We start from the raw sequence: 24079 nt of genomic DNA on the forward strand, positions 1-24079 counted from the left end.
CGCGCCGTTACTGTGGAGTTCGCCGAGATCCGGGGGGAGGACGCGAGCGTGGCCGACGACAACGACGGCATCACCACCAGACCGGCGAGCCTGATCACCTTCGGCGACGCCGCCATCGCCAACGGCCGGCACCTCGCCGCCGAGGCGCTGCCCCACCTGCGCGGTTCTCATCCCGACGACACCGGCGGCACCATGCCCCAGGTGGCACAGGGGATCCGCGCCCCGGCCGGGTTCGCCGAGTGGCGGGCTCTCGGCGACATCAGCGTCGACAACGTGCGCATGCTCGCCATCTTCATCGGGGAGAGCATCGACGGGCTCGACACCACCGGGCGCATCGCGACCGCCAGCGGGCGCGACTACCGATCGTCCGACAAGGACTCCCGGGACCGGCTGGACCACGTCGAGGAGTCCCTCCTGGCCGGTCAGGCCGGATCGTCGGAGTTCGCGCACCTGGGCAGCCGCCCCAACACCGTGGACCTGCCCGCGATGTGGCCCGAGCCGGAGTACCCGGTGCTCGACTACCACGAGCAGCGCACGGACTGGGCCGCGCTGGACCTGGACACGATCGGGGAGCTGATCCTCGGTGCCGACGCCGGGCTGCCCGCGGAGCTGGCCGACCGGTGGCGCGAGGTGCGGCGGGACCTGCGTGCGGCGCACCGCACGCTCGCCGCCGACGTCCCCGACCTGTCCTGGGGCGGCACCGCCGGGCGGTTCTTCGCCGCCCACGTCGAGCGTTCACTCTCCACGATGGACGCGTGGGTCGACGCCATGCCCCGCCGCGAGGCCACCCTGCGCGCCGCCGCCAAGGCCCTGCGCGCGGAGCAGGTCAAGCTGCGGCACATCATCGACACCCTCGCCACCGACCTCACCGAGCCGCAGGCCCAACGGGCCAAGGCCACCGACGCCACCGCGATCGCCGCGTTGGACCGCAAGATCCGCGGCCTGACGACCGATGCGACCAACGCCGCTCGCGACCTCGGCCGCCGCCTCGGGGAGAAGCTGGTCGACGCCGGTCCCTGGCACCCGCCGGGCCGCTTCCGCGGGTTCCTCGGCTCCCCCGACCCGGCCGGGCAGCGGGTTCCGCCGCAGCACACCACGGCGCCTCCCGTGGTGCCGACGCCGCCCGGGCCGCCGGACCTGCCGGACGTCCCCGACCCGCCAGCGCCGCCGACCCCGCCGGCGCCGCCGCCGATCCCCGATCCGCCCGCCCCGCCGGTGCTGCCGGGCGTCGCGCCCGTCGTCACCACCGGCGCGGGAGCCGGTGGAGTGCTGGCCGGCCGACCCGTGCCGTCCGGGCTGCGTGCCCCTGGCGCCCTGGGCGCCAACCCCAACACCCCCGGGGGTAAGCCGACCGCCGCCCCGCGCGGTCTCGGCGCCTTCGGCGGGCTCATCGCCGGCCGAGGCGGCGCCCTGGCCCGGCGGCGATCGGCGAAGGCCCCCGATACCGTGCTCGGGCCGGGCACGGAGCTCGCCGGGCAGGACGGGCTCCTGCGCGGACGGCTGGAGGCGACACCCCAGCGCACCCAGGACGACGCGGCACCGGCATCGGGGTTCGTGCCCCCGCTGGCGACCGGGGCGGCGCTCGGCGGGCGGATGGGGCCCGGCGCGGTCCGCGGCACACCGCAGTCCACTCAGGCGCGTACGGGCACGCCGGGCGAGATCGCCGCCGGACGCCGTGCCGCAGCGGCACGGGACGACCAGCAACGCCGGCGGACCGTCGCCGACACACCGGACACCGGCGAGCCGCAGGCCGAGCAGGCAGCCGAGGCACCGGACGTTCACACCGTCGACGTTAGGGCGAGGTAGCAGCAGTGGGAGAGATCGAGGTCCGCGGCAAGGAACTCGCCGCCTACGGCGGGACCATCAAGAAGCTGGGGACCGGCTTCGGCGACGACGTCTACGGCGAGTTCAAGGGCCACGGGGACACGGCCAAGGGCTCGGACGACCTCATCAGCCTGCCCCGCAACACCACATCGCCGAACGCCAAATACACCCCCGACAATCAGAATGTCATGCACCCCAAGACCGCCGAGGCGCGCTTTCTGGAGTACAAGGATCTCACCGAGACCGTCGCGCAGGACGCCTACGTGATGTACCAGTACCTCAGCGACTCGGCCAGCGGCCTGAACGCATTGGGCAACGCGGCGATCCAGAGCTCCAACATCTACCAGGGCGGCGACGTCAAGTCCAAGAAGGTCGTCGGCGACGTCGACAAGATGCTCGAGTCCTGGGCGTGGACCGGACACACCCGCCCCACCATCCCGGCCGACGACTACCTCGCTCAGACCCAAGTGAAGGTTCCGCCGCTCGGAGTTCCCCACCAGACGGGTTATTACAAGCGCTACAACCCCCACAGCGGCACGACGCCGTGGGAGAGCTTTCCCGTCGACACGATCTTCGACCTCCTCGACGGTCTCAGCGCTGCGTACTTCACCAACCAAGCCACCCGGTGGCACGCGATCGCCGATGCGACGACGCGGGCCCACGCCAAGCTGGAGGCGGAGTCGACACACCTCGGCCACGCATGGCCCGCGAACTCGCACGCCAAGCTGATGTATGCCGCCGAGACCCGCATGGCCGTGGACTCGCTGGAAGCGTGGGGCAAAGCCATCGAGCAACGCAGCCACGTGCTCAACGTGCTGCCCGGCGTCGTCGAGTCGATGAAGGAATGGTCCAAGGAGATGCGGACGTCGCTGAACGAGTGGCGCAAGGAGAACTACGCCCTCCCTCAAGAGGAGCTCGACGCCCTCGAAAAGCCCTTCAAAGACAGTGCCGTCACCACCATGCAGAGCTTCGCCAGCCTCATCGTCTTCCTCACCCCCTGGGCCGGCGAGCCGCAGAAGTACCCCGCCATGCTCGGCCTGCCCGGCGCCGAGCCCAATCCGTTCCCTCCGATGGGTCCCGTCGGCGGCGGGCCGGGTGGCGGGCCCGGCGGCGGCGCCAAGCCGCCGAAGATCGGGCCGAACCCCGGCAACGACAAGAACCTCAAGGCGCAGATCGCCGCCCAGGCCAAGGCGATCAAGGACCTCCTCGCCCGGTTGGCGAAGGAGCGCAAGGAGGCCGAGGCACGCCTGGCGAAGCTGCAGAAGGAGTACCAGGCGCAGGTCGACAAGATGCGCAAGGAGGCGGAGGCCCGGATCGCTGCGATGCAGAAGCAGCAGGAGGCCCAGATCGCCGCCCTGCAGGCGAGCCTGAAGGCGGCCCAGTCGGCCAAGAACGGGATCGCCGGCATCAATCCGCCGGTCATGCCGCAGGCACCCGCCGTACCGCAGGCGCCGGTGGTCCCCACCGTGCCGCAGGTCTCCGTGCCCGGCGTGCCGAGGCCCGGCGGGGTCAGCCTGCCCAGCTCGCCCGGCAGCGGCAGCCCCGGCGGCGGTCGCGGCGTCACCCTGCCCGCCACGCCGGGCACCGGCGGACCGGGCAGCAACGCGCTGTCCGGGCGGGAGCACGCCGCCCGCGACACCGACCTGGCCGGCCTCGGCGCCGGTCAGGGCCAGAACACGCTGCTGGGGCGCGACGGCCTCGCCGCCACCCCGCTCGGCGCGGCCGACGCCAACCAGGCCGACGCGGCCAATTCCATGCCGATGATCCCGCCGATGATGCCGCCCGGCGGCACCGGTGGCGGTGCGGGTGGCGGCGGCCGTCCCCGGACCGTCCGGCGACCCGGCGGTCCGAAACTCGTCCTCGACGCCGACGAGGCCAGCAAGGCGCTGTCCGGCCGGGGACGCGACGAGCGGCCGAAGCCGAAGATCGTGGCGCTGGAGACCGAGAGCTGGACCAACGACGCGCAGGTCGAGGAGCCCGAGACCGAGGGCACCCAGCGCGGCACCTACGGCGTGGGGAACTGACGATGAGCGGCGAACTGCTCCAGTGCCCGGAGTGCGGGCGCGAATCGTCCGGCGAGAGCCCCTACTGCCTGGACCCGGCATGCGCGGCGCTGCTGGTCGCACCGCGTCCACAGCCGACGGCAGCGCCGGTGAAGCAGGTCGCGTCAGCGGTGGAGCCTGCTCCCGCCCCCGTCACCAGGCCCGCCGAGCGGATCGAGCCGACGGCTGTTCAGACCCCCACGACTGCGGACCGGGGCGAGCAGGTCTCGCCATCACCGGTGGAGTCCGGATCGGCGAGGGCGGTCACTTCCGGCGGACCGGCGCCGACCGTGCCCGCTCCCGTGGGGGCGGCGGCGGGCGTACCCGTCGAGGTGGTTGCCGCACCGGTCGCTGCCGCACCCGCCGCACGGGCACGGCACCGCGCGATCATGGCGCGGGTGGCCTGGCGGCCGACGCTGCCGCGACCTCGGCTCCCGCAGCTGCACCTGCCCCGACTGCACCTGCCCCGCCTGCGACTCCCGCAACTGCGGCTGCCCCGGCTCGCCCTGAGACGACCGGAATGGACCGTGGCGCTGCCACGGCCGCGGCGCAAGCCCACGCTCATCGCCGCCGCGACCGTGGCGGCGCTCGCCGTCGTCGTCGCGGCCGGGATCTGGGCCGGGTCCGGCAGCTCCGCCGCCGATGCGCTGCCGCCACCGGTCGCGGCCACCGCGAGCCCGAGCCCGACCGTTGCGAGCCCCACGCCCGATCCCGATCCCGTGCAGTCGGCGACCGCGGCGCCGACGGTTGTGCCCTCCCCGCCGCTTCGGCCGGTGCAGGCCAGCACCGCGCCGGGCGCCTCGCCGAAGGCACCGCAGCGCTCGACCGCACCGCCCAAGCCCGCCACGTCGCCCAAGCCTCCCGCGCCGGGCCCGCTGCTGAGCAACGGCAGCTTCAGCAGCGGCACCTCGCCCTGGTGGGGATCGAAACCGGTCGTCGCCGTCAGGAGCGACAGCGGTCGGCTGCGCGCCGATGTCAGCTCCGGCACCACGCAGGCGTGGGACGCGATGGTCGCGCACGACTTCTCGCCACTGATCCGGGGGAAGTCCTACACGCTGTCGTTCGACGCCGCATCGTCGGTCACCCGCAGCATCGCCGTGACCGTCCAGATGGGAGGGTCACCCTTCACCAACACGATGTGGAAGAACCCCTCGGTCGACTCGTCGATGAGCCATTACAGCTACACGTTCACGTCGAACGTCAACACCGACTGGGGCCTGGTCTCCTTCCAGCTCGGCAACAACGGCGCCTTCACCTTCTGGCTGGACAACGTGACCCTGGTCGCCCACTGATCAGGCGAGCTCCGTCACCGCCGCGAGGTCGTCGAGCACGAGCAGCTGCAGCTCGTCCTGCGACGGCATCCGGCGCAGCTGGCGAAGCCGCTGGGCCTGCGCTTTGCGCATGCCCTCGAAGAGCTTGCGGGCCTCGCGGCCGTTGCCGAAGTTGCGGTCCCTCTCCAGTACGCGGAAGTAGCCCTTAGCCGCCATCAGCGTCTCCGGGTGCAGCGTGTACTCGTTCGACTCGGCCATCGTGGCGAGGATCTGCACCAGTTCGTCGCCGGTGTAGTCCTCGAACTCGATGGTCTTGTTGAAACGCGACGCCAGACCGGGGTTGGCGTCGAGGAAGTTGCGCATCTCCGTGGTGTAGCCCGCCGCGATCACCGCGATCGAGTGCCGGTGGTCCTCCATGAGCTTGACCAGGGTGTCGATCGCCTCCTGGCCGAAGTCGCCGCCGGAGCCGAAGGACCGCGACAGGGTGTAGGCCTCGTCGATGAAGAGCACCCCGCCCATCGCCGACTCGAACGCCGCGGCGGTCTTCTCGGCGGTGTGCCCGAGGTACTGACCGACCAGGTCCCGGCGGGCGACCTCCCGGAAGGCGCCCTTGGGCAGCACGCCCAGGGCCGCCAGCAGCTGGCCGTAGATGCGCGCGACGGTCGTCTTGCCGGTGCCCGGCGCTCCCGCGAAGATCAGGTGACCGCTGGACGGGGTCACCGACAGCCCGCCGCTGCGCCGCCACTCGTTGACCTGGATCTCGTCGATCACCGCGCGGACCTCCGCCTTGACGCCCGGCAGCCCGACCAGGCGGTCCAACTCCGCCAGGAGGGTCTCCACCCGGTGCGCGTCGGCGCCGTTGGCGGAGACGAGCGGCGCGCCGGTGCTGTGCTGGGCCACCCGCGCCCGCTCCGCCGAGGAGTAGCGGATCTCGGCGGTGCTGTCGGGTGCGACGAGGATGCCCGGCAGCGCCGTGTTCTCCGTCTTGCAGTCGACGATCTGGCCGCCGCAGCCGGGCCCGACGCTGATGCCGTGGCCGGGGGTCTCCTGCACCCGGCAGCGGCGCAGGATCGGGGAGCTGGCCTGCGCGACCGCGATGCCGACCTCGCCGACGCGGAGGATGTCGCAGTTCTCCACCGTCGGGCGGGCATAATCATAGATGTAGATGCCGCGGTAGCCGCAGTCGCTGATGGTCGTGTTGCGCAGGGCCAGGTCCGCGGAGCGGATCAGGATCCCGTCCTCCACGACGTGGCTGATCTCACAGCCGGAGGCGACGCCGTTGCAGTTGTCGAACTGGAACCCGAGCTGCGCCCCGGTCACCCGGCAGCGGTCCAGCTCGAACGTGCTCCCGGCACCGATCTGCACGGCGGCGGCGAGGCCCGCGGAGAGTTCGCAGTCGACGACCTTCACCGTGCAGCCGACCGCGGTCACCGCCGGGGCTCCCGCTCCGCGCAGCACCAGATGGCGCAGCTCCACGCTGCCGCCCCGGCACTCGACGACCGGCTGGTCGTCGCGGCGGGAGTGGATGGTCGCGCTGCCGGGCTCCTGTGCGGCGAGCGTCACGTGCTGCCGGGCGAAGGTCAGGTTCTCGTAGTACTCCCCCGGCGCGATCACGATGGTCGCGCCCGCGGGCGCGACCGCGATCGCATCGGAGATCGTCGGGTACGCACCCGTTTGGGCTGCTGACACGAGCAAGGTCTGCGACATGGCTCCCCGAGTGGACGTTCGTGAGGGTCGGCCCGGCAGCTCGAACCCGGTGGCCAGACTCTATCCCAGATGACCGCCGCGAACCTCCTTCGCCTGCACCGCAGGGTCATCCGGTGGCCTCTCGCCCGTCGGGTAACAGGTCCGGTTGGGAGGAGTCAAGGGTTTGTGGCACATATTGCGTACGTTTGTCATCGCTCAATGCCGATGTAACGATGATCGCTGCCTCGTCCCATGTAGACGGCATGCGGGCGATTTGAGCGATTGGAGTTCCATGTTGCTTCGGCGACACCTCAGCCTCGCGCTGACCGGCGCACTCCTGGCGACCGGCCTCGTCACCACCTCGACGTCGGCCGCGGGCGCCGCAGGCGATCCATGTGCCCACCCCGACCCCGGGGCGAGGCCCGCCTCCTGCACCACCGCCTCCTACGACACGTTCCCCGGCTCGCGGGTCGGCGAACGCACCGGTCCGGCGGCCCTGCCGGCCGCGGGCCTGGCCGCGGCACCGGTCACGCCGCAGCTGGTCGCCTGCGACGGCGACGGCACCTCGGGCAAGCGGGTCGAGGTGCTCTACCTGCGCGAGGCCACCATGCCCGACCGCTACACCCAGTTCCTGCCGATGTTCCGCGCCTGGCTCGCCAACGCCGACGACCAGTTCAACGACCAGGCGGCGACCAGCAACCGCAGCCGGCACCTGCGGTTCGTGACGACCGCCGTCGCCGGCGGCTGCGCGGCCGTGGTCCGCAACCACGTCGTCCCGGCCGGCGCCCTCGCCACCCTGGACAGCAGCAAGCTCGCCGCGCAGGCGCTCGGCTACAACAGCGCCGACCGCAAATACCTGATGCTGACCGAGGCCACCACGATCTGCGGCGTCGGCGAGATCAAGAACGACGACCTCACCACCGGCTCGGGCAACCTCAACAACGGGCAGAGCTTCGCCCGGGTCGACGCCATCCCGGGCTGCTTCGGCGCCAACGCCATCGCCCACGAGCTCGGCCACACGCTGGGCGCGGTGCAGCTGAGCGCGGCGCACAGCGACGGCAGCTGGCACTGCCTGGACCAGTGGGACCTCATGTGCTACGGCGGTACGCCGACGTGGGACTGCCTGCAGTGGAACGACTTCCGCCTGCCCGACTGCAACCGCGACGACTACTTCAACGCCAACCCGACCGGCGGCAGCTACCTCGCCACGCACTGGAACACCGCCAACAGCGCGTACTTCATCGCCGGCGGCACCGCCGACGTCACCACCCACCCCAAGGTCGGCTGGACCTACGCCATCACCAGCGTCTCCACCGGCGAGGCGATCGAGCCGATCGGCGCCTCCACCAGCGGGCTGGTCGAGATGAGCCAGCGGACCCGGGTCGACACCCCGAGCCAGAAGTGGCTGATGGGCTACACCACCGGTCTGCAGTTCATCAACATGGGCAGCCGGATGTGCATGGACAGCGCCTACAGCGGCACCACGCCCGGCACCACCACCCTGCAGTACAACTGCAACGGCCAGGACGGCATGCGCTTCGCCTACCTGCCCGTCGGCAGCGGCCAGTACGCGATCTTCGACTGGCTCTCGGGCCTGGCGCTGACCGTCGCCGGCGCCTACCCCGCACCGATCCAGCAGCAGGTCTACACCGGTGCCAGCAACCAGAAGTGGGTCTTCAACCGCATCACCGACCCGGCCCCGGTCAACAACGGCGTCTACTACCTGCAGGGCATCAACAACCTGGAGAACGCCCAGGTGGCCGGTGCGTCGACCTCGTCCGGCGCGCTGATCAACCACGCGGCGCCCACCGGCGCCACCAGCCAGCGGTGGAAGCTGCAGACGAGCGGCTCCTACTGGAAGCTCCTCAACGTCAACAGCAACCTGTGCCTGGACCTGGTGTCGGCGAGCACCGCCAACGGCGTCCAGATCCGGCAGGCCACCTGCGCCTCCGGCACCCGGCAGGAGTGGACGCTGCGGCGCGTCGCCGACGGCACCTACTTCCTGGTCAACCGCTACAGCGGCAAGGTCCTCAACATGACGTCCGGCTCGCTGTCCACCCTCGACCAGCAGACGGTCGCCGGGGACAACCGCGACCTGATCTGGGCGCTGCGCCCGGTCTAGCCGCCACGACGGGCGGCGGCCTCCGCGCCTGCGGGAGCCGCCGCCCGACGGCCCTGACCCGACCGTGACGCCACCGTGAGCCTCCGCCGGAACCTCATCCCTGCGGCACCTCGCCGCAGGGATGAGGGAGAAGCACATGCTCACAGCACGAACCCGCCTGACGAGCCTCCTGGGCGCGATGGCGATCACCGCGGCGGCGGTCGCCGCGGTCCAGCTCACCGGCGCCACTGCCGCGTCGGCCGTCGCCGGACAGCAGGTCGTGAAGGCGATCTCGTCGATCAACTCCACCGCGTCCAAGAGCGCCACCGCCTACTGCCCGGCCGGCAAACAGGTCCTCGGCGGTGGCGGCGGCCTGGTCTGGGACCTGCAGCACCACAGCCGGGCGGTGGCGCTGACCCGGATGGAACCGGTCCACCCCGGCGGCGGCGCCCTGGACTACTTCATCGTCACCGGTGCGGAGACCTCGGCCGGCGAGACCGGCGACTGGTGGCTCGACGCGTACGCGATCTGCGCCGACCCGATGGCCGGCTACACGATCGTCAGCGCGTCCACGGCGACCTCCTCCACCTCGGCCCAGCTCGCCCAGGCCACCTGCCCGGGGGTGAAGAAGGTGATCGGCACCGGGGCGTCGGTCTCCACGACCAGCGGCCAGGTCGCGCTGCAGGTGATGCGGGCTTCGCTGACCACGACATCCTCCTACGCCCAGGGCCACGAGGACGCCGACGGCTACCTCGGCCTGTGGTACGCCACGGCGTTCGCGGTCTGCGTCAACGCGCCCGCCGGGTACGAGATCGTCCAGGACCCCTCCGCCTACTCCGACTCCGAGGCGGAGAAGGTCGCCGCCTCGCAGTGCCCGGTCGGCAAGAAGGTCCACGGCGCGGGCGGCGCCATCGCGTTCACCGCGCCGGGGCACGTGGCCCTGACCCGGATCCTGGTCGACCCCTACCTCGACGGGCGCGAGGTCGACGCGGTCGCCGCCGAGCTCACCTCCACCGGCACCGACTGGGACTTCATCGTCTCCCAGGTGATCTGCGCGAACTGACATCGCACGGTAGGAGGCGGCGCCGCACCGGCGCCGCCTCCCGCCATGGCGGCGCACGGGTCGGCATGATCGGATCGGTCCGCCACGATCGGGCGCAGCCAGAGCGCTCCAGGCCAGGCTGGAGGTCGAAGGGAGGCCGCATGATCTCGGCACTCAACCGGCTCGTCGACCTCGTCGAGCAGCACCTCACCGAGGAGCTCGACCTCGGCGGGCTGGCCGCGTCGCTCGGCACCACCGAATACCACCTGCGCCGGATGTTCTCGTCGCTGTCGGGCATGCCGCTGTCGGAGTACGTCCGCCGCCGCCGCATGACCGTCGCCGCCGCCGACGTGGTCCGCGGCGAGGACGACCTGCTGAGCATCGCGGTCCGGCACGGCTACGGCTCGACCGAGGCGTTCGGCCGCGCGTTCCGGGCCGTGCACGGGGCGAGCCCCGGCGATGTCCGCCGCGACGGCGGCCCCCTTCGCACACAACCGCAGCTCAGGTTCCGCCTGACCGTCGAAGGGAGCATCCCCATGGACACCCGCATCGTCGAGCGCCCAGCATTCCGCCTCATCGGGTACGCGGCCCGGGTGCCGCTGATCCACCACGGCGCCAACCCGCACATCCAGCAGCACATCGCCTCCCTGCCGGCGGAGGAGCACATCCGGCTCAAGGCCCTCAGCACCGCCGAGCCGGCCGGCCTGCTGCAGATCACCGACGGCGTCGACCCCGACGCGGTCGAGGGCACCGAGCTGACCTACCTGCACGGCGTCGCCGTCGCCGCGGACACGCCCACTCCCGGCGGCCTCGACGCCGTCGAGGTGCCGGGCGGGCGGTGGGCGGTCTTCAGCGCCGCCGGGCCGTACCCGCAGACGCTGCAGACGGCGTGGGCCGCGACGGCCACGGAGTGGTTCCCGTCCAACCCGTGGCGGCTGCGGCCGGGGCCGTCGATCGTCGCGGTCCTCGACCGCGCCGACGACTTCAGCACCGCGACATGCGAACTGTGGCTGCCCATCGAAGCGGCGTAACTCCGCCCCCACGCAAAAAGGGCGCATAGCCGCTGAAATGCAATTGCAAGCCTCAACTAGTAGTTGTGTAAACGCTCCTACTGACTTCGCCGACGGGAGACGACCTCAAGCATGTCCAGAACTCCGGATACGAGATCGCTTTCGTGGCTCGTGAATCGCCCTACCAGCCGGTACGCATTAGAACTCACTCAGCCCATGATCGACACAGCAGGGATTTGAAGATTGCACCCGCCCACTACGCTGCAGACTAACCCAATTCTCGGAGCGGTGATCGCGTTGTCGGACGTATCTGCAGAATCTAGAGGCAATCCCGCTACAGTACGAGACGGCATAGCCGACCTCAAATTCCCCGCCCCAAAAGGAATTGCTCGCAAATATGGAGCAATTGCCACAGGATCCGGAATCCTCATACTGATCTTGCTCTCACCGCTATTTTTGATAGGCACAAGGAAGGGTGCGGTCGCTAGCGACATAAGCCAGGCATACACAATTATGTCCACAATGATTGGCGCCCTGGCCCTTGCTGGAGTCGCACTGTCGCTTGCGCTTCAAAATAGGCAAAATGGAATCCATAGAGTTGAGCTCTTAAGAAACATGCAGCTTGAGCTGACAAAAATGGGAATGAGCGATCCCGCCCTAACCCGCCCCTGGGACGAAGCCGACGACGTTCCGACCGGTCATATCGTCGAACATCGCTACATAAACATGTGGTTTATGTACTATTTGGCTGGATATCGAATCGGCGAGTTTTCCGAAGGAACTATTCGCCACATCGCCCGCCGCGACTTTACCTCGGAAAGAATTGTTCAGTATTGGTCCGAGGATAGGGCGCATCATGCCGCCGAAGCCCACGACAAGGTTAAGAGGAAGTTCATTATCATCATTGAGGCCGAGTACAGGGCGCGCATGATGGGGCCGAGGGACCAGGAAATATCTAACAATAACTAGTCAGCCGCGCGACGAAGCAGAGCGCTAAATATCGCGGGAGCGCTACACCGTGCGGGCTGTTCCAGCAGCTGTTGCCTGCTGGCACAGCCCGCACGGTGTCACTCAGATCTCCACGAGCCACACCGCCATCCGGGACGCCGATCAGTAGTTCCTGAACTTCCTCCCGGCCCTGGCGGCAGAGATCTACGGACGGATGCCGAACGGTCCGAGGACGCCGAGGTCGATGCGGACCGATTCGATCATCGCGAACGCGTTGTCGACGGTGAACACGTCGACGGCGGCGAGCTTCCCGGCGTACTTGGCCACCACCGGAGCCGCCGCCAGCCGGGCCGCCTCGTCCAGGTACGCCTTGAAGACCGCCCAGGAGTTGCCCGACGGGGAGTACTTCTCGAAGAACGGCGTGGGGTCCAGGCTCGCCAGCGTGGACCGGGCGCTCGCCTCCAGGTCGGCGATGTAATGCCGCTGCACGTCGCCGTCCGCCCGGACCCCGAGCCGGCCCAGGTGCCCGCCGACGAGCGTCGTCCACGGGTAGTCCATCGCGACGCGGTGCATGCGGACCCAGGCCGGCACCTCGTGCGACACGGCGAGGTTCTTGAACGGCACCCAGCCGGGGTAGAGCACGTCCACCACCATCAGCGTCGCGTGGTCGGGCGCGTAGATGAAGATGTTGTCCGGCGAGTGGTTGGGACCGTGGTAGTCCAGCTCCAGCCGCTCCCCGCCGACCCGCAGGACGTACCTGTCCTCGAACGTGACGGTCGGGTCGGGCCGGTGCGGATCGCGGGCCACCCGCAGCAGGCGGCGGGTCTCCGCGTGCGCGATGCGCTCGACGTGCGGGCCGAAGATGTCGGCCGCGCCGATGTGGTCGGCGTGCGAGTGCGAGTAGACGAGGTGCGTGACCCGGCGGGGGCGGCCGTTGGCGCGGGTGACCTCCTCGATCGCCCGCAGCAGGTTGTGCCCGATCGTGGGCGGCGCGTCGACCAGCACCACGCCGCTGCGGGTGCTGAGGAACATCGCCTGATAGAAGCCGTCGGTGACCCAGTGGAGGTGGCCGTTGATCCGCCCGACGTGATAGCCGTCCGCGTTGAGCGCAGGCCCGGCCGCACCCGCGGGAATGGGCAGGTAGTCGGGCAGTCCGGCCGGCGGTTGCGCGTGGGCGGCGCCGGGCAGCAGGATGCCGACGCTCGGCACCGCCGCAGCGGCCGCCACCACTCCCAGAAAGGTACGCCTGCTCGACGGGTGCCCGTCACGGTCCATGATCATTACTGTCTCCTTCGGCGATGCTGACAGCGCGATGACGCCTGCGGTCACGGTAGGGAGACTGCGGTGGGCAAAGAGTGGACAAAAACTGTGCCCCGGGCCCGCGATGGTCCCCGCGGATCCGGCCCGAATAGGATCAGGGCTCGGACCAGGGACGATTGTGCGAAGTGGACGGTGACGTGGCATGGCGGGGGCCGGACCGGGGACGGTGCTGTTCGGTCGCCAGACCCAGCTGCGCCACCTCGACGACCTGGTCCGGCACGCGGCGGAGCGCGGCGGTGCGCTGGTCCTGCGCGGCGAGGCCGGCATCGGCAAATCCGCCCTGCTCAGGGCAGCCCGCGGCATCGCCCGTGACAGCGGCATGCTGGTCCTGTCGACCAGCGGAGTCGAGGCGGAGTCGGTGCTGCCCTTCGCCGGCCTGCACACGCTGCTGCGCCCCCTCCTCGCGCGGGCCGAGGACCTGCCCGGACCGCAGCGAGAGGCGCTGCTCGCCGCGTTCGGCATGGCCGAGGCCGCGACATCCGATCTCTTCCTGATCGCGCTGGCGGCGCTGAACATGCTGGTCGACGCGGCTGCCGACACCGCGGCGCTGCTGATCGTCGAGGACGCGCACTGGCTGGACCCGGCCAGCGCCGAGGTGCTCGCCTTCGTCGCCCGGCGGCTGGAGTCCGACCCCGTCGTGCTGCTCGCCGCCGTCCGCGACGGTTTCGACAGCTCGCTCGCGGCCGGGCTCGCCGAACTGCGCCTGGAACGCCTCGACCCGACCGCTGCCGCTGCCGTCCTCGACGCCCGCGCCGCGGACCTGCCGCCGGATGTCCGCAGCAGGCTGCTCGCGGAGGCCGACGGCAACCCGCTGGCCCTCGTCGAGCTGCCCACCGCAGCTCGGCTGACCGACCACGACATCCTGCCGCCCGCCGACCGGCCGCTGACGATCCGGCTGGAGGAGGCGTTCGCGGCCCGCGTGTCCGGGCTCCCGGACAGCACCGCGACGCTGCTGGTCGTCGCCGCGCTGAACGACGGCGACGCGATCTCCGAAGCGCTCGACGCCGCCACCGTCATCACCGGCACCGCGGTCACGGTCGACGACCTCACCCCCGCCCTCGCCGCGCAGCTGGTCACCGTGGACGGGCAGGCGGTGCGCTTCCGCCACCCCCTGATGCGGTCGGCGATCCAGCAGCGGGCCGGCATCGCGCAACGGCACGCCGCGCACTCGGCGCTGGCCCGGGTCCTCACCCGCGACCCCGATCGCCGGGTCTGGCACCGGGCCGCGTCCAGCCACGGACCCGACGAGAGCATCGCGGCCGAGCTGGAGGAGGCCGCCGCCCTCGCCCGGCGCAAGGGTGCGGTGGTGACCGCGGTCGCCGCCCTCGAACGGTCCGCGGTGCTCAGCGGCGATCCCGACCGGCGAGCGGCCCGGCTGCTGCTCGCCGCCGAGGCCGCGGTCGAGCTGGGCCGCCACGACGTCGTGGTCCGGCTGGTACGCCAGGCCGACGCACTGCCGCTGTCCTCGCGCCAGCGGGCCCAGCTCCTCTGGATCGGCGCGAGCTTCGACGGCGGGCTGCGCGACGAGAGCCGCAAACCCGGCGCGCTCGCCGACGTCGCCGAGCGGGTCGCCGCCGACGGCCACACCTCCGTGGCGCTGCGGCTGCTCAACCTGGCGGCACTGCGGTGCTTCTGGACCCACGACGACCCGGCGGCCCGACACCGCATCGTCGGCGTCGCCGAGAGCCTCCCGGTCGGCCCGGACGACCCGGATCTGCTGGCGATCCTGGCCTTCGCCGCGCCGATCGAGCGGGGCACCGCGGTCATCGACGGCCTGCGCAGGGGCGCGGCGCGAGCGGCCGGCGACCCCGAGGCGCTGCGGCTGGTCGGCAGCGCCGCGGTCCTGGTGGGAGCCTTCGACCTGGCGGCGAGGTGCTGCGGCGAATCGATCGGCGAGCTGCGGGCGCAGGGCCGGCTGGGGCTCCTGGTGCGGGCGCTGGGCGCGCAGGCGTGGAGCGCGGCGCACCTGGCCGATCTGGGCGTGGGGATCCCCGCCGCCGAGGAGTCCAGCCGCCTGGCCCGGGAGACCTCGCAGCCGCTGTTCCTCGCGATCGGCCAGGCGACGGGCGCGGTCCTGGCCGCGCTGCGCGGTCACGAGGACCACGCCCGGGACCTCGCCGCCGAGGCGGAGCGGGCCGCCCTGTCCGGCGGCATCCGCCCGGTCCTCGCCACCGCCCAGCTCGCCCGCGGGCTCGCCGCCCTCGGGGCCGGGCGCTACCTCGACGCGTACGAGCACCTGCGCCGCATGCACGATCCGGCCGACCCGTCGTTCCACCCGGCGCTGCGCTGCTTCGCCCTGGCGGAGCTGGCCGACGCCGCCGTGCACTGTGGACGCCGTGCGGCGATCACCGAGCTGGTGGCGCAGCTGGAGGTGCTGGGGGGCATGACACCCGCACCGGCGCTGCACGCGGGCCTGCGCTACGCCAGGGCCGTCCTCGCCGACGACGCCGATGCGGAGGCGCTCTACCAGGCCGCGCTGCTGGCAGAGTCGGTCCAGTGGCCGTTCACCCGGGCCCGCACCCAGCTCGCCTACGGCGAATGGCTGCGCCGGCAGCGGCGCATCGCCGAGTGCCGGGCACCGCTGCGAGCCGCCCGGGACACCTTCGACACGCTCGGCACGATCCCCTGGGGCGAGCGGGCACGCCAGGAGCTGCGGGCCTCCGGTGAGGCGAGCCACCGTCGCAGCGACGAGGTGAGCGACCGGCTCACCGCCCAGGAGCTGCAGATCGCCCAGATGGCCGCCGAGGGCCTGACCAACCGGGAGATCGGCCAGCGGCTCTACCTCTCCCACCGCACGGTGAGCTCGCACCTGCACCGGATCTTCCCCAAACTGGAGATCACCTCCCGCTCCCAGCTCGGCTCCCTCATCCGCAGGCCGCAGGCGACGACCGTCACATGACGCTCGCGGGCGCGTCGTCCGAGGCCCTAGCGTCAGCACCATGAGCAGAAATCGAGCTGCGGCGATGCCGTCGACGGGACAGCTTGCCGGGCACCAGCCACTCCCCGAACCCCTGTGGTTCACCGTGCTCGGACCGGTACGGGCCTGGCGCGGCGACGCCGAGATCGACCTGGGCGCGCCCCAGCAGCGGGCCGTGCTGGCGCTGCTGCTGGTGCGGGCCGGGCAGCCGGCGGGCATCGCCGAGATCGTCGACACGGTGTGGGGGCAGGATCCGCCCGCCACCGCCGTCAACGCGGTGCACCGCAGCATCGGGCTGCTGCGCCGGGCGCTCCAGCCGGAGCTGACAGCCCGCGACTCCGGCCGGTGGGTGGTCCGCTCCGCCGGCGGCTACCGGCTCGATGTCGATGCGGACACCGTCGACCTGCTGCGGTTCCGCCGGCTGATGACGCAGGCCCGCACCGCCATCGCGGACGGGCGACCCGCGGCGGCGCAGCTCGCGCAGGCCTTGGAGCTGTGGCAGGGACCGATCGCCGACGGCATCGGCGCCGACGTACGCTGCCAGCCCGTCTTCACGGCCGTGGAGCGCGAATACCTGGCCGCGGCGAGAGCGGCAGCCGATCTGGCGACGGCCACCGGCGAGATCGAGACCCTGCTGCCGGCCGTGGAGCAGGCGGCCGACCGGGCGCCCCTGGACGAACCGCTGCAGGCCCGGCTCATCCTCATGCTCGCCGCGTCGGGCCATCAGGCGGCGGCCCTGGACCGCTACCAGGCGGTTCGCGGCAGGCTCGCCGACGAGCTCGGCGTGGACCCCGGTGCGGAGCTCAGTGCGGCCCGCGACGAGGTGCTGCGCCCGCCCTCCCCGCAGCTCCCGCCGGCCCGGGCACCGGAGCCCGCCGCCACCGTCGCTCCCGCCCAGCTCCCCGCCGACCTGTCCACATTCATCGGACGCGAATCGGAGCTGGCCGAGGCGCTGGCCCTGCACAGCGGTGACACAGGCGCACCCACGACGGTGGTCATCGGCGCGATCGGCGGCATGGCCGGCATCGGCAAGACGACCCTGGCCGTGCACTGGGCGCACCGCGTCGCCCACCGCTACCCCGACGGGCAGCTCTACGTGAACCTGCGCGGTTTCGGCCCGGACGCGCAGGTCATGGACCCGGGCGAGGCCATCCGCCGCATCCTGGAGACCTTCGAGGTGCCGCCCGCGCGGATCCCGGCGGACCTCGACGCGCGGGCCGCCCTCTACCGCAGCACGCTGGCCGGGCGACGAATGCTGATCCTGCTCGACAACGCCCGCGACACCGCCCAGGTACGCCCGCTGCTGCCCGGCGCCGCCACCTGCCTCGTCCTGGTGACCAGCCGGGACCGGCTGCCCGGCCTCATCGCCTCCGACGGCGCCCACCCCATCACCCTCGACCTGCTCTCGACCGACGAGGCCCGGCAGCTGCTGGTCCGCCGCCTCGGTGCCGACCGAGTCGCCGCCGAACCCGAAGCGGTCGAGGAGATGATCACCCACTGCGCCCGGCTGCCGCTCGCGCTGGCGATCGTCGCGGCCCACGCCGCCACCCGCCCGCAGCTGTCCCTGGAAGCCCTCGCCGAGGAACTGCGCGACACCGGCAGCCGCCTGGACCTGCTCACCACCGGCGATGCGCACACGGACGTGCGAGCCGTGTTCTCCTGGTCCTACCGGTCGCTGACCCCGCCAGCAGCCCGGCTGTTCCGCCTGCTGGGGCTGCACCCCGGCCCGGACATCTCCGCTCTCGCGGCGGCGAGCCTCGCCGCGCTCCCGGCACGCGGAGTGCAGCCGGTGCTCGCCGAGCTCGAACGGGCCGGGCTGGTCACCGAGCACCTCCACGGCCGGTACACGCTGCACGACCTGCTGCGCACCTACGCCGCCGACCTGGCGACGACCGACGAGACCGGCGAGCAGCGCCGCGCCGCCGTCGGCCGGACCCTCGATCACTACCTGCACATCTCCTACGGGGCGAACCGGGTGCTCAACCCCGTCCGGACTCCGATCGCCCTCGCCGCGCCGCAGCCCGAGGTCGTCCTCCAGCCCCCGACCGACTACCCGCAGGCCATCGACTGGTTCGCCACCGAGCACGCGGTGCTCCTCGCGTCCATCGACCACGCGGCGGCCCACGGATTCGACGCTGCGGCATGGCAGCTCGCCTGGACGCTGACGGACTTCCAGCAGCTGCGCGGCCTGTTCGACAACGAGATCGCGGCGCAGCTGGTGGCGGTCGCGGCCACCGAGCGGCTGGGCGAGGTGACGATGCGCGCCTACGCACACGGGCGCCTCGCCTACGCGCACACGCGGCTGGGCCGCTTCGACGGTGCCCGTACCCATCTGGATCTCGCCCTTGATCTTCAGCGCGAGACCGGCGACGCGGCCGGGCAGGCCTATGTCCAGCTCAACCTCGGCATGCTCGCCGAGCGGCAGGGCCGCCACACGGAGGCGCTCGGCCATGCCCGCCAGGCGCTGGACCTGTTCCTGCTCGCCGACCACCGGCGCGGCCAGGCCAACGCCCTCAGCGCGATCGGCTGGCTGCACGCGCAGCTCGGCGACGACCGCCAGGCCCGGACCGCCTGCCGACAGGCCCTGGCGGTGTTCCAGGAGCTCGACGACCGGTCCGGGCAGGCCAGCACCTGGGACAGCCTCGGCTACGCACACCACCAGCTCGGCGAGCACGCCGAAGCGATCAACTGCTACCAGCAGTGCCTGGAGCTGATCCGGGAGCTCGGCGACCGCCACGGCGAGGCCACCGCGCTGACCCACCTCGGCGACACGCACCAGGCCATGGGCGCTCCCGACCTCGCGGGCAAGGTCTGGCAGGCCGCCCTGGAGATCCTGGACGACCTCGGCCATCCCGACGCCGCCGCGGTCCGCGTCCGGCTCGACGGCTGACCGCGCCCGTCCGGCCGTCGGCTCGGCCCGCTGCCGACGGCCGGGCGCGACGTCACAGGGTGGCGATCAGGCCGCCGTCGATGACGAAGTCGGCGCCGGTGACGTTGGCGCTGCGGTCGCTGGCGAGCAGCAGGACCAGGTCGGCGACCTCCTCCGGGCGGGTGAACCGACCGGTGACCGAGCCGCCCGCGGCCTGCCTGGCGATCGCGTCCGGGTCGCCGCCCTCGGCCCGGGCGATGGTCTGCGCCACCCCGCCGTCGCCGAGCCACAGCCCGGTGCTGACCGGCCCGGGACTGACCGTGTTGACACGGATCCCGCGCGGGCCGACCTCCTTGGACAGCGACTTGGAGAAGCTGCCCAGGGCCGCCTTCGCCGCGCTGTAGTCGATGACGAGCGGGTCGGGCAGCGACGCGTTGACCGAGTTGATCGTCACGATGCTGCCGGCACCCCGCTGGATCAGGTGCGGCAGGGCGGCGCGGGTGGTGCGCACGGCCGCGAGGAAGTTGAGGTTCAGCGCCGCGATCCAGTCCTCGTCGGTGACGGACAGGAATCCGCCGGTACGCGGCCGGACCGCCCCGACGTTGTTGACCAGGATGTCCAGGCCGCCGAACTCGGCGACGGCGGCGGCGATCAGCCGGGCCGGCCCGTCCGGGGTGGCGAGGTCCACCGGGACGGCGAGGACGGTTCCCTGACCGGCGAGGTCGGACAGCTCCGGACCGGCGGTCCGGGCACCGGCCACGACGACCACCCCCTCACCGAGCAGGGCCCGGGTGATGGCGAGGCCGATGCCCTTGCTCGCACCCGTGACAACCGCGATCTTCCCCGACAGGTGCAGATCCATGGCGGATCCCTTCATGATCGATGATGGTTTCGATGGTGTCAGGCACGCACGGCCGCAACCGGCGTTTCCGCGGAGAGGGGGCCCGCCGGATGAGCGGCGGACCCCCGGTGCTCAGCGGGCCGAGCGGGCTGCGGCGATGATGATCTTCTCGACCGCCTCGGGCTTGGACAGCATGGACAGGTGCGAGGCGGCGACCCTGGTGATGCGGCTGTGCGCGCGCTCGGCCATGGTCTCCTGCAGCGACGGCGGCAGGATGTGGTCGTCGGTGCCCAGCAGGTACCAGCTCGGCAGGGTCTTCCACGCCGCGGTGGCGGCGGGCTCCTGCAGTGCGCCGAAGGTGATGGGCCGCTGCGCTGCGGCCAGGGTCGCCGCGGTGGCTGCCGGAAGGTCGCCGGCGAACGCGCCGGGGAACACGGCGGTCTTGATGTAGAGGTCGGCGTCACCGGCGGGGGCACCCGGGTAGCCCACGAAATCGAACAGCGCGCTCGGGTCGCCGCCCCCGCCCTGCAGGCCGAGGATCGTCTCGCCCTGGTCGGGGACGAACGCGTTGATGTAGACGAGGGCCTTGACGTCGGGGTCGGTCAGCGCTGCGCTGCTGATGACCGCCCCGCCGTAGGAGTGGCCGACGAGGATGACCGGCCCGGTGGTGCGCTGCTGCAGGAACGCGGCGAGGTAGGCGGCGTCGCCGCTCAGCCCGCGCAGCGGGTTCGGCGGTGCCAGCACCGGGTACCCGTCGTCCTGGAGGCGGCGGGTCACCTTCGCCCAGCTCGACGCGTCCGCCCACGCACCGTGCACCAGCACGATCGTCGGCTTCGGGGTCGAGGGCCTCGTGGTCGTGTGACTCGACGCCGGCGTGGCGGCGACGAGCGCTCCGGTGACCGCCAGCGCGGCCACGGCTGCCGCGGTGGTGATGGCGAGCCGGGTGCGGCGACCCGGTAGGAGGGCGGACGGCTTCAACATGACTGCTCCAGATCTCTGACTGTGAGGGGATGGCGGTGTCGGTGGAGCACGGTCAGAGGCCCTGCTGCCGCAGCCAGGCGAGCGTCGCGTCGGCGACCTCCCGCCAGCCGCTGTCGATGGTGAGCGAGTGCGCGCGGTCGGCGAACTCCTGGATGTCGGTGACCGCGTGCGAGTGCCGGTACTGCTTGAGGGTGGATCGGGTGATCGACTCCGGTACGGTGTGGTCGCGCCCGCCCATGATCAGCAGCAGCGGGCCGCGTAGCTCGTTGGCGGTGTCCACCTTCGCCGGTGAGTGCGGGTCGAAGTTGGCGGCGGCCGCCTCGAACAGCGGCTTGCCCGGCGCCGGGATGGCCCACCGCTCGAACAGCTCCAGCGACTCGGACTCGGAGACCGCGTTGCCGAACGCGTACCGGAACTGGTCCGCCGTCAGCGAGACGGACTTGTGCTTGTTGGCGGGGTTGCGCAGCACCGGCAGCCCCACCCGCAGCGTCGACAGCGGCAGCGGCAGCACGCCCTTGATCTGTGCCGCGTCGATCGCGACGGCCGCCGCGGCCAGGTCCTGGCCGAGCAGCTTCTGCGCGATCATGCCGCCGAAGGAGTGGCCGACCAGGATCGGCTTGGCACCGCCGAGCTCCGCGATGAGCTTGGCGTAGTGCTCGACGACGTCGTCGATGCCGTGGTCGGCGATCTCCTCCGGATGTTCCCGGGCGGCGGAGACGCTGTCGGGTACGCCGGGCCAGCCCGGTGCGGTCGGCTCGTAGCCGGCCTCGCGGAACAGCTCGACCCAGGGGCCCCAGGAGGTGGCGTGCAGGAAGAGTCCGTGGATGAAGATGACAGGCGTGGCGGTGGTCATGATGGCCTCTCCGGTTCGTTCGCTCGATTGGCGTGTCCGCACGCTAAGCCGCCGCCTGTGGGCAAAGAGTGGACGAAAACTTGTCGCCGCCCTCTGCCGGGCCGGTGTCGCACCGGGCTGATAGCGTCGTTGATCGTGACCGAGGAACGGCTGGATATCGACAGGTTGTCCAAGAGCTACGGCGACGTGGTCGCGCTGCGGGAGATGACTTTCGACGTGCGGGCCGGCGAGCTCTTCGGCTTCGTCGGCAGCAACGGCGCGGGCAAGACCACCACGATGCGGATCATTCTCGGCGTCCTCTCCCACGACGCCGGCGAGGTCCGCTGGGGCGGCACCAGGCTGACGCAGGAGATCCGGCGCACGATCGGCTACATGCCGGAGGAGCGCGGGCTCTACCCGCGGATGAAGGTCGGCGAGCAGCTCACCTACCTCGCCCGGCTGCACGGGATGTCTCCCGGCGCCGCCCGCGCCTCCGTCGCCGCCTGGACCGAGCGGCTCGGCGTCGCGGGCCGCGTCGACGACGAGGTGCAGAAGCTCAGTCTCGGCAACCAGCAGCGCGTCCAGCTCGCCGCGGCGCTCGTGCACGACCCGCGCATCCTCGTCCTCGACGAGCCGTTCTCCGGCCTCGACCCGGTCGCCGTCGACGTGATGAGCACCGTGCTGCGGGAGAAGGCCGCCGAGGGGATCCCGGTCATCTTCTCCAGCCACCAGCTCGACCTCGTCGAGCGGCTCTGCGACCGCGTCGGCATCGTCCGCAGCGGGCAGATGGTCGCGGTCGGCCCGGTCGACGAGCTCCGCTCCACCGGCCCCACCCGCCTGGCCATCGAGGCGCCCGCCGCCACCGCGGGCTGGACCGACGCCCTGACCGGGGTGCGGGTGATCGCCCAGGACGGCGCCCAGACCGTCCTGGAGCTGGCGGAGGGCGTCGACGACCAGACGGTGCTGCGGGCGGCGCTCGCCACCGGCCCGGTGCACGCCTTCGGCGAGCGCAAGCCGTCGCTGACGGACCTGTTCCGCGATGTCGTCAGCCAGGAGGTCCACCCGTGAGCGCCACCCATCAGCCCGTGACCCCCTGGGGCGCCGTCCGGCTCGTCGCCGGGCGCGAGGTCAAGACCCGGCTCGGCTCGAAGGCGTTCCGCATCACGACCATCGCCATGCTGCTCGTGGTGATCGGATTCGTGCTCACCCTGAAGCTGAGCGGCGGCTCCTCCGGCAGCGAGGTCGGCTTCACCGCCGCGTCGGCACCGGTCGCGGGCCAGCTGCAGGCCGCCGCGGTCGCGGTCGGCACCACGGTCACCACGCGGACGGTCGACGCGGCCGAGGGCGATCAGCTGGTACGCGACGGAGAGCTGGACGCCTTCGTCACCGGCACACCGGGCGCCTTCCAGGTGGTCGTCCGCAAGGACCTGTCGTCGGAGCTCACCCGGGCCTTCACGGTGCTGGTCCAGCAGCAGGCCCTCTACAACGAGATCACCCGGGTCGGCGGCGACCCCGCCGCGGTCGACGCCGCCGTGCGGGCGGCCGCCGTCACGATCACGAGGCTCGAGCCCGCCAGCGAATACCAGACCGAACGGCTCGTGCTCGGCATCATCGCCGGGATCCTCGTCTACCTCTCCCTGATGATCTACGGACAGGTCGTGGCGCAGGGCGTCGTGGAGGAGAAGGCCAACCGCATCGTCGAGTCCCTGCTCACGACGATCCGGCCATGGCAGCTGCTGCTGGGCAAGGTCGTCGGCATCGGTGCGGTCGGATTGGGCCAGCTCATCGTGGTCGCGGCGGCGGGTATCGGCTTCGGCCTGGCGTTCGACGTCATCGACTTCCCCGCGTCGATCGCGACCGGCGCCGCGATCTGGACCGTGGTCTGGTTCCTGCTCGGATTCCTCGTCTACGCGCTGATGTTCGCCGCGCTGGGGGCGCTCGTCTCCCGCCAGGAGGATGTCGCGGGTGCCACCGCGCCCGCGCTCTTCCTGATCATCCTGCCCTACATCCTCGGCATCTCGATCCTGCCGTCCGACCCGGACAACCCGATGCTGACGATCGCCTCGCTGATCCCCTTCTTCTCCCCCACCCTGATGCCGATGCGCATCGCGATGGGCGTCGCCCCGGTGTGGCAGATCGCGCTCTCCGTGGTGCTCACGATCGGCCTCGTCGTGGGGCTGCTCTGGCTCGCTGCCCGGATCTACCGCAACGCGGTGCTGCGCACGGGCAGCAAGGTGCGGCTCCGCGACGCGCTGCGGGCGGCTTCCTGACCTGCTCTGTGCCGGGCTGGACCCGGTAGTGGTCCCGGGCGGGGTGCGTCACCCGTTCCGGGTCGGCTATGCGTTCGCGTGTCACCTCGAACGGTCACAGCCGTCGCCGCACCGGCCGATCCATC

General features: G+C 71.8%; 16 protein-coding genes. 11 read left to right on the top strand and 5 right to left on the bottom strand.

All coding sequences use genetic code 11. The annotated features are described in order from the left end of the window. The first annotated feature begins 48 nt into the window (after positions 1 to 48). Genes F4553_RS04600 through F4553_RS04610 form a run of 3 tightly spaced genes read left to right on the top strand, consistent with a single transcriptional unit; the run spans position 49 to position 5158 of the window. Complete coding sequence (locus tag F4553_RS04600; protein ID WP_184832463.1) at positions 49 to 1806, top strand: hypothetical protein; 1758 nt, start codon at positions 49 to 51, stop codon at positions 1804 to 1806. A 5-nt stretch (positions 1807 to 1811) separates the two neighbouring features. Further along, complete coding sequence (locus F4553_RS04605; RefSeq protein WP_184832465.1) at positions 1812 to 3848, top strand: OmpH family outer membrane protein; 2037 nt, start codon at positions 1812 to 1814, stop codon at positions 3846 to 3848. A gap of 2 nt (positions 3849 to 3850) precedes the next feature. Then, the gene (locus F4553_RS04610) at positions 3851 to 5158 is read left to right on the top strand and encodes a carbohydrate binding domain-containing protein (RefSeq protein WP_184832467.1); all 1308 of its coding nucleotides are present in this window, start codon (positions 3851 to 3853) and stop codon (positions 5156 to 5158) included. On the opposite strand, the gene F4553_RS04615 is transcribed toward F4553_RS04610, so the two are convergent. Continuing rightward, positions 5159 to 6844, bottom strand: coding sequence for a right-handed parallel beta-helix repeat-containing protein (locus F4553_RS04615; RefSeq protein WP_184832469.1), 1686 nt, complete (start codon positions 6842 to 6844; stop codon positions 5159 to 5161). Between the two features lie 271 nt (positions 6845 to 7115). Here F4553_RS04615 and F4553_RS41695 point away from each other — a divergent pair, with 271 nt between their 5' ends. The 4 genes from F4553_RS41695 to F4553_RS04635 all read left to right on the top strand — a co-directional run bounded on the left by F4553_RS41695 (position 7116) and on the right by F4553_RS04635 (position 11945). Next, on the top strand, positions 7116 to 8945 hold the full coding sequence (locus tag F4553_RS41695) for an RICIN domain-containing protein (protein ID WP_184832470.1): 1830 nt from the start codon (positions 7116 to 7118) through the stop codon (positions 8943 to 8945). Between the two features lie 136 nt (positions 8946 to 9081). Further along, positions 9082 to 9987, top strand: a complete 906-nt coding sequence (locus tag F4553_RS04625; protein ID WP_184832472.1) for a hypothetical protein — start codon at positions 9082 to 9084, stop codon at positions 9985 to 9987. Between the two features lie 140 nt (positions 9988 to 10127). Further along, positions 10128 to 10997 carry an AraC family transcriptional regulator gene (locus tag F4553_RS04630; RefSeq protein ID WP_184832474.1) on the top strand — a complete coding sequence of 290 codons (870 nt, stop codon included), beginning with the start codon at positions 10128 to 10130 and terminating at the stop codon, positions 10995 to 10997. A gap of 267 nt (positions 10998 to 11264) precedes the next feature. Then, the gene (locus tag F4553_RS04635) at positions 11265 to 11945 is read left to right on the top strand and encodes a DUF6082 family protein (RefSeq protein ID WP_312875084.1); all 681 of its coding nucleotides are present in this window, start codon (positions 11265 to 11267) and stop codon (positions 11943 to 11945) included. Positions 11946 to 12128: 183 nt separating this feature from the next. Here F4553_RS04635 and F4553_RS04640 read toward each other — a convergent pair whose 3' ends face one another. After that, positions 12129 to 13205: an MBL fold metallo-hydrolase gene (locus F4553_RS04640; protein WP_184832478.1), complete on the bottom strand. Its 1077-nt coding sequence runs from the start codon at positions 13203 to 13205 to the stop codon at positions 12129 to 12131. 181 nt (positions 13206 to 13386) lie between these two features. Here F4553_RS04640 and F4553_RS04645 point away from each other — a divergent pair, with 181 nt between their 5' ends. After that, positions 13387 to 16143: a helix-turn-helix transcriptional regulator gene (locus F4553_RS04645; RefSeq protein WP_184832480.1), complete on the top strand. Its 2757-nt coding sequence runs from the start codon at positions 13387 to 13389 to the stop codon at positions 16141 to 16143. A 40-nt stretch (positions 16144 to 16183) separates the two neighbouring features. Then, a complete protein-coding gene (locus tag F4553_RS04650) occupies positions 16184 to 19051 on the top strand; it encodes an AfsR/SARP family transcriptional regulator (protein ID WP_221469692.1) in 2868 nt (955 codons plus the stop codon). A gap of 52 nt (positions 19052 to 19103) precedes the next feature. Here the strand turns inward: F4553_RS04650 and F4553_RS04655 are convergent, their stop codons facing one another. From F4553_RS04655 to F4553_RS04665, 3 genes are all read right to left on the bottom strand, one after another. Next, positions 19104 to 19892: an oxidoreductase gene (locus F4553_RS04655; RefSeq protein WP_184832482.1), complete on the bottom strand. Its 789-nt coding sequence runs from the start codon at positions 19890 to 19892 to the stop codon at positions 19104 to 19106. A 111-nt stretch (positions 19893 to 20003) separates the two neighbouring features. Further along, positions 20004 to 20852 carry an alpha/beta fold hydrolase gene (locus F4553_RS04660; RefSeq protein WP_184832484.1) on the bottom strand — a complete coding sequence of 283 codons (849 nt, stop codon included), beginning with the start codon at positions 20850 to 20852 and terminating at the stop codon, positions 20004 to 20006. Between the two features lie 52 nt (positions 20853 to 20904). Beyond that, on the bottom strand, positions 20905 to 21705 hold the full coding sequence (locus F4553_RS04665; RefSeq protein WP_184832486.1) for an alpha/beta hydrolase: 801 nt from the start codon (positions 21703 to 21705) through the stop codon (positions 20905 to 20907). Between the two features lie 204 nt (positions 21706 to 21909). Between F4553_RS04665 and F4553_RS04670 the strand changes: the two genes are divergently transcribed. Next, on the top strand, positions 21910 to 22752 hold the full coding sequence (locus F4553_RS04670) for an ABC transporter ATP-binding protein (RefSeq protein WP_184833230.1): 843 nt from the start codon (positions 21910 to 21912) through the stop codon (positions 22750 to 22752). Next, complete coding sequence (locus tag F4553_RS04675; RefSeq protein ID WP_221469693.1) at positions 22749 to 23954, top strand: ABC transporter permease; 1206 nt, start codon at positions 22749 to 22751, stop codon at positions 23952 to 23954. Before F4553_RS04670 ends, F4553_RS04675 begins: the two co-directional genes overlap by 4 nt. Positions 23955 to 24079 lie beyond the last annotated feature (125 nt).

Source organism: Allocatelliglobosispora scoriae (genome assembly GCF_014204945.1).
In the GTDB taxonomy this organism is placed as follows: Bacteria; Actinomycetota; Actinomycetes; order Mycobacteriales; family Micromonosporaceae; genus Allocatelliglobosispora; species Allocatelliglobosispora scoriae.